A 10,006-nucleotide genomic window follows, 5' to 3' on the forward strand; every position below is an offset into this window, starting at 1 on the left:
CGAGGGTGTTGATGATCAGATCAAGCGTAGGGGTCGCGTCGTAGTCGGCGAGGCTCCAGATCCGGTTTTTGGTGTTTCGGTTTTTGGGATCGCTGGTGCCTGCGGAACCAGGGGTTCCAGAGGATCCGGTCGGCCCGGTGGTTTTTTCTGGTCTCGGGTCGAATCTGTTGTTGCCTGTTCCCTGAAACTGTTTAGACGCTGGTTTAGGGCAGGCATGTTTTTCGCGAATGGTTTCGCTGTTTGTGGTTTGTTTCATTGGTTGATTCCTGTGATTTTTGCAAGGTTTGGGTGGTCTTTGTTCAGCTGGGCGATGACTTCCGGGTAGAGAGCCGGGTACTTTTTACAGAGTTCAGCGGTCCGGTTGAGGAGTGCTGCTTTCATGTTTTCCCTGCCTCCAAGGAGGTCGGAGAATTCGCGTTCGTTTTCGATGTCGCCGAAGTAGATTTCGTAGATGAAGCGAGTCGTTTCCTCGGGGTTTTCACGGATCTTCGGCGTTTGGACAACGCTTTGTTCCATGAATCCAACGATCATGGGGGAGGCGTCTTTGCCGAACTGTTCTTTGTACTGGTAAAGAAGGCCGGCTTTTGCTTCGGGGATGTAGACTTTGTAGTCAGGCATCGGTTTCTCCGTGGTCGTTTAGGTGTTTTCTCATGAGACCGAGGATCATTTTCGATGTGTGCGGTCTTGGATACTTTCTGGAGAAGGCTTCGAAGGTTTTTCTGTCGACTTCTCCGACATAGAGCGAGAATATCTGTGCTATCTTGATCACGTCCTTTGGTGATTGGTTCGTAAGCCGGATGACTTACAAGAGAAGATGGGTTCTGCAGATATTTAATATTAATTATTTGCATCAAATTGTATGTAAATTTGTATATTTTTGGAGTGCTGTGCACATATGCAGATGTGTAGATAGATGTGTAGATGTTTAAAAAAAAAGACTGGGGGAGGAAAAAGTCCGTCCGTAAGTAAGTAAATACGGGAAGAAAAAACTCCTCATCAATCACTTATTTTTTATCCATATATTATATTATTTGAAGTACAGACGAGAGAGAGAGAGAGAGAGAGAGAGACGGTTTTTCTCTATGCAGATAGATGGATAGATGAGTACATAATCATCTATCTGTCTGTTTACGTCCGGATGTAGTTTTGCCCGGGTTATCATTTTTTTGATCTGCATAGATGGATAGATAGATGGATAGAAAAAAGACCTGGGCGGATGAATACTTCGCGATTCGCGTAAAAGAGGTTGAATACGGGTCAGGTTTTCCCCTGTCCTTTTTCCAGGATCTCTTTGATGCATCCAAGAATTAATGGTGAAAACAGGGTCCGGATGCATGGATCTCTGTAGTCTATCTGGGCCAAAATGCCTCGCTGTGCGTCGGGGTACTGCCGTTGGTGGCTCCCCTTCGTCAGATTCTGCCGGTAAGTAGTGTAGTTATTCTGTTTCAGATAGGATTCTGCCCCGCTGAGTTTTTGGTCCATTGGGGTCTAATGAATACATAGGTTTTTTTGCTATATAATAACTGTTGTTTTGTATTGGTATTATATACTCCTGCGTATATAAGTTTACATACAGTTATGGTCGCAGTGAAAAGTAAGAAGCCTTTGCTGAGCACACGGGTGAGCTGGGAGGTTTATGACCGGGTGGTCGCTTTGACGAAGGGGGAGAAGCCGCAGTTTGAGTCGATCAGTGATTATCTGACGGCGACGATTTTAACGGATCTTGCACGGAGAGATATGGGGATCGATGCGGAGAAGGCGAAGATGCTTATGATGCTGCAGGATCCACAGATCCAGAAGGAGCTGTGCAGAAGGCTCCAGTGAGCGGGGACCTTTAGGGCCCTCAGCTGATGCGGGCTCTGCCCCACAGGGGCGAGCCTCAGCAGAGCAAGTTTTCGAAGGAAACTTGCGACTGCGGCCCGGTCCATAGGACCGGCCTCAGCTGAGCAAACTGAAAGTTTGCGACTGCGGGCCGTCCCTTTAGGGGCGGGCTCAGCGGAGCAAGTTTTCGAAGGAAACTTGCGAGCAAGGCTGAGTGAAGCGAAGACTGGCGGGCAGCGGCGGTATATCCAATTTACCAAGTCCCCCATACGTTTGAAAGTAGTTCGTCAGGGGGTAGAGAAGACCGCGATCTTCACCCAGTTCAACCATTTTTTTGCATCGAAAAAACGCCTCCTCTCTCAGTGAGAGCGGCGTTTTCACGAAAAGAGGGGGCATTATCGCACCGCGCGGTCAGGGGTATAAATACCGTCGAAAAAAAATTATAGGAGTATGGATGATCCATTTTATCTGAAGAAAAAACTCGGTATCCGGCGAAGCCTGAACCCGTTCACAAAGGAGCCCTATGTGCTGGATTTCCGTCTGACCATGGAGCATAAAGACCGGCTGTATGCGCTCAGCCGCGAGACGGGAACATCGATCGACGAGGCATTGCGGGTGATCCTCGATCTCGGATTTGTATGTGAAAAGGATGCGGGCGGGCGTACGGATATGGTGTATTACGATCCGGATATGACCTGTAATGATTTTTATCACGCACTGCTGATCAAGGGATTTGCGGCGTATGATGCCGGGAAGCGATGACCGGTCTGCAGGAAACTGACCAGCTTTTGGAGACGTACGGCTCTGTTCGAAGTACTATCCTTGCGGCCAGGTCATCGGTTTGTCGTGCGGTGAATTCGGCGATGGTTTTTGCGTACTGGGATGTCGGCCGGCAGGTGGTCGAGGCCTCCGGCGGAAAGGAACGTGCCGAGTACGGCGAGGGGCTGCTGAAGTATCTCGCAAAACGGCTGAGTGCTGAATTTGGGAATGCATTCTCTGAGAGGAATCTACGGTACATGCGGCAGTTTTTCCTCCTGTTTCCAATGCGGAACGCACTGCGTTCCGAATTGAGCTGGACGCATTACCGGCTTATCATGCGGGTGGAGAATGAGAAGGCACGGGCGTTTTATCTGGATGAGTGCGTGAGGGAAAACTGGAGTACCCGCCAGCTGGAACGGCAGATCACGACGTTTTTTTATGAGCGGCTTTTGGTGAGTAAAGACAAGAACGGGGTGAAAATGGAGGTCGGCAGGACAGAGCAAAAGCCGGAGTATGAATTCATGATCAAGGATCCGTATGTTCTGGAGTTTTTGAATCTCCCGGCTGAACCCGGATTTTACGAGAAGGATCTTGAGTCGGCTCTTATCTCGAATCTGCAGAAGTTTCTTCTGGAGCTTGGAAGGGGATTTTCGTTTGTGGCGCGGCAGAAGCGTATCAGTTTCGATGATGAGAACTTCTACATCGATCTGGTGTTTTACAATTATATTCTGAAGTGTTTTGTTCTGATCGATCTGAAGACAGGGAAGCTGACGCATCAGGATCTTGGTCAGATGCAGATGTATGTGAATTATTATACGCGGGATATGATGAACGAGGGGGATGTTCCGCCGATAGGGATCGTGTTGTGTGCGGATACGTCGGAGACGCTTGTCCGCTATACCCTCCCTGAAGGAGAGTCACAGGTTTTTGCGTCGAAGTATATGCTTTGTCTGCCAAAGGAGGAGGAGCTTGCAGAGCTGGTGGCTGAGTGGGTGGTGCGTGAGGAGGAGATACGTTATGAGCGAAGATAAGGAGAAATTTGAGCCTTCCCTGGATCTTGAATGGACCGAATGGACCGCATTTCAGGATGTTCGTCCCCGCCGCTCGAAACTGCCGAAAGGCGGCGGGTTCATCCGGATCCGCCCGATCGATACCGATCTGATCATATCTCTTACGCTTGCAAATTCGGCGCTGATCAATACGTTTGGCGAGATCCTGCAGTATCGTCACATGGATTTTGTACATACCCGTCCGCCGCTGATGAAGACGAATCCGGCGGCGTGTTTGTGGACCCTGCGTTATGCGACCGGGGTGGAGTTTGAGTATTCCTGTGCGGTATCGTCTTACGAAGGTTACACGAAGAAGGCGGCGGCGAAGCTCCGAAGAGGACATCTTGCGGCCCTTTTGTGGGAGCAGCGGGTGAAGAACGGCCGCTCGCCGCTGTGTAATTTTATCGAGATGGAGCCGGATATGGTTCTCGCAGGGATGATGCAAAATATTTCTTCTCCTGCTTTGCGGCTCGAAGGCGAGCCGGCGGATCAGAACTGGATGGGGCTTGACTGGTGCGAGCCGTTTCCGGTTGGCGAAGAGCGGTTCAGGTACGGGGATGCGGGCTTTATGAAGGTGATCCTGGACGGGGAGGTGACGCATATTTCGGAGAGGCAGCATCTTTTCGGGACCCTGGTTTCGAATGCTTCGGGGTGCTATGGGGAGGGGGCGATGATCTCGGTGGCTCTGCGTGATCCGGATGTGCCGAGGTATCAGGCAGCGGAGATGCTGAGTGATCTTATGGGCGGGTATTATGCGGCGAAGGGATGTGTGCCGGAAACGCAGTTTCGGGTTCTGTCGGGTCAACATGCACGGGTGCAGGCGGCATCCGGTGAATGTGATCGGGTTTTCCAGAGCCGTTACTGCCGTTTTAGGGATCCTCCTGATCCAGGTGATTCTCCTCGCGGGAGCGTATTCCTATAAAATCATGATTACGTCAGATCCCGGACTGTTCAGATCTCTGTCCGGGCTGTTTGCGTTTCTCTTCTGTTTAACGACGGTGTTTGTGGTGTTGACCGCGGGGTTGGTTGTCCTGATTCTGGATGCGGCGGGTCTGATGGATGGAGAGCTGATCAATTTCTTTGGTCATGTGTTCGGATTTATTCTGGGTGTGATCCTGGCTTTGGTGCTGGAGAAGCTGCCGGGTGAAGGCGGACCGTCCCTTTAGGGGCGGTCTCAGCTGAGCAAGTTTTTGAAGAAAACTTGCGAGTGGAAGGGGAGATGGAGGATGGGTGAGATTCGGGAAGGAGATTGTTGTGTGTGGAAGCATGAGAAAAAAACCAACCGCGTTCGCAAATCAGAGATTTGCTCTCCGACTCGGGCTTCCAGCCCTCGCTTGAATCGCATTTTCCTTGCGTTCGGGTGCTCTGCTCCGGCTTATGCGTGCAAATCGAAGATTTGCGTGCCGCCTCAAATGGGCTTTGCCCATTTGGGCTTCGCCTGCGTAGGAATCGCACCCTCTCTGGAAAAGTCCACGAGCTGAAAGCTCGTGAGACGTCTCAAGAGCCTTTGGCTCTTGGACAAATGCTGGGGAAAAACCCATTCGCAAACTTTCATTTTGCTCTCCGTTTCGCTTCGCTCACTTGCGTGCGGGTTTTTCTTTTAAGCTAGTTCTCTTTTTGTGTGATCCAAGAAATAATAAAACAATAGAGAATTCACTCGTGAATCAGTTATTTTCATGAAAAAATTACTATGATCATTACAACGCCAGCGACTTATAAACCGCATCTGTCGGGTCTTCATAGAAAGAGATCTGGAACTTACTGAAGAGATCGGGGGGAACTGTTGATATTTTTCCGGCTGACGAAATTGGAATTAAGACCTTCTTTGCGCCTGCGTCAAGACAAATCTGTAAAAGGTCTGATAAATTATCAATGCCGCTTACAGAGCCTCCTATTGTGAAGGTCCCGAGAATAGCAATTTGTTCATGTACCGGTTTATCGAGTGCCCCTGAACAAAGGCTGATAAATGCCGGTAATGCCAGATCATCAGTCATACCTACACCCATCAGATCCTGGACATGAAGCTGGTAATCTTTCTCTTTTGTAGAAATGCTCTGGCTCACTGACTTTGCATTTGCTTTAAAATAACTAAATGCAGTTTGAACGGCTTCTTTTGCTTTTGAACTTGAACCGAGACCTGATTTTTCATATTTTCCTGAACCAGCAACGACCTGCAATTCCAGTTTATATACACCAATTTTTCCCTCTTCGTTTCTGCTAACAGAGAAAACCTGACCTGGCTTTCCCATCCCTTCAGGAATTAATTTGCTGCCGCCGCTCTCAGGAACAATTACATAATGTTCTGAATTGTCTTCATTGTCGATATATGAAAAATTGACATCATAAAATTCAATTCCGCCTATCTTTTTTAACTGCTCTTTTACTCTTCTCCTTCCGGTAAGTGCATATTCAAGGATTTCACGGGAGTCCTCTTTTGAAGCGCTGCCATCCGGATATAAAAGTTTCATGAGTCCGGAATAAGTCTTTTTAACAGAAATCACATCTCTCTGGTTGAGATTATTCCCAAAGCTGAAGTTTTTGCTTATATGATCTCCAAAAGATCTCTTTCTCATTTCACGAAGGAATTCTGCAAGATAATCTACGATAAATCCATATCTCTCAGTGAAATGCTCAGGTCTGAATTTTGGGACCTCCCACCCCGGGAGATAATAATGGATCCTGTCGAAGAATGCACTGTCATTGTTCATTGCGTCCGGAAACGGTGCAAAGAGATGTGAAGTTTTCAGGAGTGATGATATGCTCTGGTTTACATTTCCGACAAATACGATCGAGGCATTTGCATTTATCTGGTCTTTTCCTCTGGCAAATGAACCTGAAGCCATGAAATCCTTTAAAATCTGGATGCCGTCTTTGTCTTTAAACCGGATACCGGCAACTTCGTCAAATGCAACTACATCCCATAGTCCGACAAGCCCTACCTGCCTTGAACTGAGGTTGTAGAAGAGATTCGCAACTGTGGTCTGACCGCCTGATATCAGGATCGAGTTTGGAGAGATCTCTTTATAAACATGGGATTTGCCTGTGCTTCTTGGTCCGAGTTCACATAAGTTGTAATTATTTTCAATAAGTGGTACAAGCCTTTCAAGAAGATGCCATTTAGCAGGATATTTCAGGCTATCAGGCTCCATACCGATCGTTCTGAGAAGAATGTCTATCCATTCATCTTTTGTGAATTCTTTCCTGCGGTCGATAAATTCATTGACATCCATATTTGGGATCTGGATCGGTTTCAAATTTGAGATGATAAAAGGGGAGCGGGAGGATTCTGTTGAATACTCCATCTTGACGATGCACCAGATCCCGCCGCCAAGGAGTTTTTCATATTTTGTGACCGTATCTGGATCGATCTCAATATCTTTTATACCGAGTGATGAAAATTCAGCTTCATAAACATCCCTTTTTTCATTGAGATGTACGGTGATCTTATCGATGACGGTATAATAGCCAGTCTCACGGATCCTTGATTTTATCAGTTCTGCTTCATCGGGACGAACATAATTGTCAGATAAGATCCTTTTTACTTTTTTGACTCCCTCTTCTATGAGATCCTCATCATCAGTAGCACAATTGGAGCCAAGCAGATATTCAAGTACATATACCGGAACATTATTGCTGCCTTTGAGTTTTTTCGTGAGATCTTTTCTGACTACCCTGCCAGGAAAGAACTCTATGAGTTTTTTATCCAAATCCATCTCAGATACCAGGTCTGTCATCTATTTAGCCTCTTTAAAAATCATCGGATATTAATATGTCCACTTCAACGGTTGTTTCCAGAACATCTCTGCGCAATGCCTTTGTGTCTTCATCGACTGCTTTTAAAATATATATTCCGTTTTTGATATTAGGACTCATGGTGAGCATTACTTCAAGTATCCTTTCGTTTGGTTCATCCGAGGTTTTGTCAGCAATGATTGTCTTTTCATCACTTACTTTTGTTCCCGAATTATCGTATAATGCAATTTTGCATCTTAAGGGTTCACGTTTTTCGGTAACATTTTCAGTTTGAAGCAGTCTGAATTTGAAGGGATTGCTCGTTATCTTTTTTAAATTGATTATCTCGATGCCAACTTTGCCATGCTGGATTCCTTTTCTGTCGAGATCTTCTTTGGATTTATTATGATTGTAAAGCAGGACAGGGATCACGACCTCCTGGAGTGATGATCCGCCATGGACAAAATTCCTTCCGCCGCCCGGAAGTTTGAACCGGAGATCTGCATACGGTGTGTAGATGTACATCTTTTCTGCAGAGTCAGAAGGCAGTTTAAGATCAAATCTGTGAGTATTTAGAAGTTTGATATCCTCACTGCTTAGTATGAAACGTTTGTTGGTTATAAGAGCTTTATCTTTGTCAAAACCAGTAGTCTCAACGATATCCTGATTTTCAAGAGAATCACGGCTGTATATGAATCCATGATCTGCAGTGATTATAATATTGATGACATTTAGAGATGTTCCAAGGCGTTTTACCATTGCACTAATTTCACTGATCGCCGATTCTGCTGCATCAAACACTTCATTTTCGGATGAATGATTGTCGCCTGTATCATCGATTTTGTTATGATAGAGATAAACGATCCGCTTTCCTTTGATCTTTTGTCTTGCATCCTCTTTATTTAAATTTTTAAAGTCATTGAAGCTGAATGCTACTGACTCCTTTTCATGACTGAGAAGAATTTTTTCCCGGTTGATAAGTCCGTCTGAATCAATACCGTCTGCGAAGATGTGATCATTTCTGTATTCAAGCTGTTTATGCGGCAGGAGTGATGCCATTCCCATCTTTGTGTATGAAGGAAGGCACCCGGCCATTGTTGTTAGTTCAATGGTGCCTTTTGTACTTGTGTTAAGGACTTCCTTTATTTCAGCTGCGACCTCATATCGCATTGCATCCGAAATTATGACTGCAACCTTGTCTCTGTCATTTCTTTGCATTATCTTGGAAACATGGATTTTAAAGAAGTCACTCTGATTTTCTATTAATTCTATACCCCATTTACCGTTTGTCTGTGATTCTATGAGATTACTCCATTTGATCAGGATTTTTTCATTTATTCTGCGGTAATCTCTTTCGACTATTTCCCTGATGTCCTTTTTCAGTATCTCCTTATCATTGGTTTTATCATAGTGATAATAGAATTTCCGGTAGTAAAAGTCATGAAGGTAATATGATTCGGAATATTTACTGAAGAGTTCGTTTAAGCTGCCCTGATTAATTCCTTCGTTTTCTATTTCGTCTGAAAAACGGAGGAGCATTACTGCATATTCAAGTGCGGCATATACATTCTCTAATTTTTTGTAGTAGTGTTTAGTCTTTCTTTTTTCGATCCATTCCAGATATTTTGCATAATCTTTTCCTCCCTCTGTAAGGGTATCGACTATTTTTCGGATTATGCTTTTGTCAACTATGTCGGGGGCTTCAACATTCAGATAGCATTCGACCTTTGATTTTTTAAGGAGGGAGGTAAGATCATTTTCAATTTTTCTGTTTTCTTCGAGAAGCAGATTATCACAGTATTCATCAAAGCGTGATGAATCCTTTGAGTTATCCATCCATCCGGAGATAAATATTTCACATTCGTTGCTCTGCCTTTTCCGGTTTACATAACTCTCAAACGGACCTAATGAGAGTTCTGCGTGTCTGTCGATATGGGTGATCAGAAGGCTTAAAAAGAATTTTTTAAGTGTCGGGTATTCGGTGTAAAACCCAAAGTTTCTGCCTATGATATCCCAAAAAGATTCAGTCAGGTCGAACTTTGATATATCATTCCAGATCGTATTTTCAGTTTCGTTTAAAGAGTTCATAAGGATGTTTTTAATGATCTCTCTCTCATCCGAAAATTCTGAACGTGCAATTACTGCAAAGATCCCTTTTAGGAGATCCACTTCTTTCCAGGTGTTTTCGTAAAGTTTCTTAAATGAAGCGACTCTTCTTTTTTTGGCAAAGAATTCCTTGTGCTTTTCAATGAAACTGTCCATATCGTAGCCTTCTATGCCGATCTCGCTTTTAAGATCAGATATCCGGCTGTTTTCAAACCGTTCTGAGTATAGCTGTATGTCCAAAAGCCAGTTATCTTCAGATCGTCTTTCCTGTTCTGGAGAGTATATCAGATAATTTGATTTTGTATCCTCGTGTTCGAGGATCTTTTTGATCATGAAGAAGTTGTTGTTTAAGCTGAGCATTTTTATGCCGTTTTGCTCAAGTACGATCTTAATTGAGTTGAGATCCTCTTCACCGGCAGTCCCGTCACTGTCATACCAGAAGACTATCTTTCTCTTTTCGTAATCGGAGAGTTTGCTGAATTTTTCAAGTATTGCAGCGGTCGTCTTCTCAAGGCTTAATATCGGCATACTCTCTCCCT

At 45.1% G+C, this 10,006-nt stretch carries 11 protein-coding genes; 5 read left to right on the top strand and 6 right to left on the bottom strand.

Going from position 1 to position 10,006, the window contains the following annotated elements:
* The 4 genes from EYA77_RS00095 to EYA77_RS00110 all read right to left on the bottom strand — a co-directional run.
* On the bottom strand, positions 1–256 hold a 256-nt coding region (locus EYA77_RS00095; RefSeq protein ID WP_167815504.1), incomplete at its 3' end, for a hypothetical protein.
* Positions 253–618, bottom strand: a complete 366-nt coding sequence (locus EYA77_RS00100) for a hypothetical protein (RefSeq protein ID WP_042698190.1) — start codon at positions 616–618, stop codon at positions 253–255. The genes EYA77_RS00095 and EYA77_RS00100, both read right to left, overlap by 4 nt.
* Entirely contained in the window at positions 611–769 is a 159-nt protein-coding gene (locus EYA77_RS00105) for a hypothetical protein (protein ID WP_155897847.1), read from the bottom strand. Before EYA77_RS00105 ends, EYA77_RS00100 begins: the two co-directional genes overlap by 8 nt.
* A gap of 488 nt (positions 770–1,257) precedes the next feature.
* On the bottom strand, positions 1,258–1,482 hold the full coding sequence (locus EYA77_RS00110; RefSeq protein WP_155897846.1) for a hypothetical protein: 225 nt from the start codon (positions 1,480–1,482) through the stop codon (positions 1,258–1,260).
* A 123-nt stretch (positions 1,483–1,605) separates the two neighbouring features.
* On the opposite strand from EYA77_RS00110, the gene EYA77_RS00115 reads away from it, so the two are divergent.
* The 5 genes from EYA77_RS00115 (at position 1,606) to EYA77_RS00135 (ending at position 4,795) form a co-directional block, all read left to right on the top strand.
* The gene (locus EYA77_RS00115; protein ID WP_209314963.1) at positions 1,606–1,824 is read left to right on the top strand and encodes a hypothetical protein; all 219 of its coding nucleotides are present in this window, start codon (positions 1,606–1,608) and stop codon (positions 1,822–1,824) included.
* Between the two features lie 447 nt (positions 1,825–2,271).
* Positions 2,272–2,583 carry a hypothetical protein gene (locus tag EYA77_RS00120; protein ID WP_042698184.1) on the top strand — a complete coding sequence of 104 codons (312 nt, stop codon included), beginning with the start codon at positions 2,272–2,274 and terminating at the stop codon, positions 2,581–2,583.
* Positions 2,580–3,611, top strand: coding sequence for a YhcG family protein (locus tag EYA77_RS00125; RefSeq protein WP_167815505.1), 1,032 nt, complete (start codon positions 2,580–2,582; stop codon positions 3,609–3,611). The genes EYA77_RS00120 and EYA77_RS00125 overlap by 4 nt, the downstream gene beginning before the upstream one ends.
* Positions 3,598–4,551 (top strand): hypothetical protein, encoded by a 954-nt coding sequence (locus tag EYA77_RS00130; protein WP_167815506.1) that lies wholly within the window; start codon positions 3,598–3,600, stop codon positions 4,549–4,551. Before EYA77_RS00125 ends, EYA77_RS00130 begins: the two co-directional genes overlap by 14 nt.
* Before the next feature lie 4 nt (positions 4,552–4,555).
* Positions 4,556–4,795, top strand: coding sequence for a hypothetical protein (locus tag EYA77_RS00135; protein ID WP_245241070.1), 240 nt, complete (start codon positions 4,556–4,558; stop codon positions 4,793–4,795).
* 531 nt (positions 4,796–5,326) lie between these two features.
* Here EYA77_RS00135 and brxL read toward each other — a convergent pair.
* Both brxL and pglZ read right to left on the bottom strand, forming a co-directional pair.
* A complete protein-coding gene (gene brxL / locus EYA77_RS00140; protein WP_209314964.1) occupies positions 5,327–7,363 on the bottom strand; it encodes a protease Lon-related BREX system protein BrxL in 2,037 nt (678 codons plus the stop codon).
* A 13-nt stretch (positions 7,364–7,376) separates the two neighbouring features.
* The gene (pglZ, locus tag EYA77_RS00145) at positions 7,377–9,995 is read right to left on the bottom strand and encodes a BREX-1 system phosphatase PglZ type A (protein ID WP_167815508.1); all 2,619 of its coding nucleotides are present in this window, start codon (positions 9,993–9,995) and stop codon (positions 7,377–7,379) included.
* Positions 9,996–10,006: the final 11 nt, after the last annotated feature.

The organism is Methanocorpusculum sp. GPch4 (genome assembly GCF_012062385.1).
Taxonomy (GTDB): Archaea; Halobacteriota; Methanomicrobia; order Methanomicrobiales; family Methanocorpusculaceae; genus Methanocorpusculum; species Methanocorpusculum parvum.

Coding starts and splice junctions, on each gene's coding strand:
- EYA77_RS00110 (WP_155897846.1), bottom strand. CDS start 1,482: ATGGACCAAAAACTCAGCGGGGCAGAATCCTATCTGAAACAGAATAAC.
- EYA77_RS00125 (WP_167815505.1), top strand. CDS start 2,580: ATGACCGGTCTGCAGGAAACTGACCAGCTTTTGGAGACGTACGGCTCT.
- EYA77_RS00135 (WP_245241070.1), top strand. CDS start 4,556: ATGATTACGTCAGATCCCGGACTGTTCAGATCTCTGTCCGGGCTGTTT.
- EYA77_RS00130 (WP_167815506.1), top strand. CDS start 3,598: ATGAGCGAAGATAAGGAGAAATTTGAGCCTTCCCTGGATCTTGAATGG.
- EYA77_RS00120 (WP_042698184.1), top strand. CDS start 2,272: ATGGATGATCCATTTTATCTGAAGAAAAAACTCGGTATCCGGCGAAGC.
- pglZ (WP_167815508.1), bottom strand. CDS start 9,995: ATGCCGATATTAAGCCTTGAGAAGACGACCGCTGCAATACTTGAAAAA.
- brxL (WP_209314964.1), bottom strand. CDS start 7,363: ATGACAGACCTGGTATCTGAGATGGATTTGGATAAAAAACTCATAGAG.
- EYA77_RS00100 (WP_042698190.1), bottom strand. CDS start 618: ATGCCTGACTACAAAGTCTACATCCCCGAAGCAAAAGCCGGCCTTCTT.